2 protein-coding genes are annotated in these 1,436 nt (G+C 49.0%); both read right to left on the bottom strand.

The annotated features are described in order from the left end of the window. Positions 1–639: hypothetical protein (locus AB5935_RS26100; RefSeq protein WP_368327884.1), on the bottom strand; the 639-nt coding region annotated here is incomplete at its 3' end. Positions 640–648: 9 nt separating this feature from the next. After that, the coding region (locus AB5935_RS26095) for a hypothetical protein (protein WP_368327883.1) at positions 649–1,436 on the bottom strand (788 nt) is incomplete at its 5' end.

The raw sequence follows: 1,436 nt of genomic DNA, 5'->3' as shown, positions 1-1,436 counted from the left end.
GGATGCCACCTTCTGAAATAATATCCGAAAGTCAATATCTTCACCACCAATATAAACCGGTCCGGAAAGAACCATTTCCCAAACAGCGGAAAAGAAGTTTACCGCATGAATGGCAAGCAAGGAAGGAACGGCCGGCATCTTCTCCGGGTCCTTGTACCGGTAAAGCTTTAATGTGATATCCTGGAAGATTTCATTTATAGCCGGTTCGTCTTTTTCTGTCACCGCCTGCTTGCTTTGCTGCAACAAATCCAGGCAATCACAAAAGTTACCGAAAGTAAGACCGTTCAGCATGTCACCGACACCATGCCAGCCCCCGAAATCCTGCATCAGGTTACGACCGGTTTTCAGAATGGGCGTAACGATCCGCTCGCCCTCCTTACCGGTCGTATAAGAGAAAAAGCCGTCCAGCTTTTCCAGTTGGCCGTCCAGCTCCCGGATGATCTCACGCCGGTACATGGTGTAATCCGCTTTCATGCCCAGAAGGAAAGAAAGCCATTTTACGCGGAACTGTCCGGGGCTGATCGTACCGCGGTTCATCAGTACCGACAATATAAGAAACTGCCGGTACTGCTCACTGCTGACTTCATCCAGGCATGAAGGAACCTCCGCCGTCTTACTATTATATGTAAACTTCTCCATGTCCGGACATTAAAAGGTTATTCCTTTGGATTGTACGGTAACACCCGGTATATAGTAATCCACCGTTTCCGACTGCGCATCCAGTTCCCTGATGATATCCTGCAATACATCCAGGTAAGCCGCCGCGTCCTGCTCCAGACTGTTAGCAACCGATTGCCGGGCCTCTTTTTCCGCCCGCAATTTATCCCGTACGGTTGTGCTCTGCTGTACCTGTACGATTCCATTGGGTAGAACTTCCACCGGTAAACGTTCAACGGCCTTTTTTATGGTGAGAAGTGCAAGCGGGCGGCGTACATACTCCAGCAATTTCTCCGTTAAAACGGTATCGCCTTCAATCAGTTTATTATAACGGATCATAGGAATAAGCACCAGAAAAAGCCGGTGACTGCCGATATTGTAATATTCATCGAACGTTTCCTTATTCTGGATTAGAAGCCGGTTTATAGCCTTTTTCTTAATGCCGTTCATCCAGAAATCAAACTTTTCGCGGTCCATTAACTCCACCAACGCGTCTACGGCTTCATAAGCCAGGTTCCGGATATTCTCTTCATCCTTGAACTCCTGTAAGGCGGTCATACCCGTTTCATTCTCTCCAAGGTGTTTGCCACGTCCGGCCGTTCCGTGTTGTGCGTCCAAAGTGGGAATGACCTTTAACCAGGTAAACATTGCCACCGCCTGCTGCATCAGCCGCAAAGTTTCCGCCATGCCGTCCGGTTCCGTACCGTCCGCATGATCTTCACGGTAATACTTATCTACCGCGTCTATGGGTTCCGTTCCGATGATAGCCTGTAAATCCC

Source organism: Phocaeicola sp. RTP21198st1_B8_RTP21198_201120 (assembly GCF_040929485.1).
GTDB lineage: Bacteria > Bacteroidota > Bacteroidia > Bacteroidales > Bacteroidaceae > Phocaeicola > Phocaeicola dorei.
This window is presented reverse-complemented; position numbering and strand designations above follow the sequence as displayed.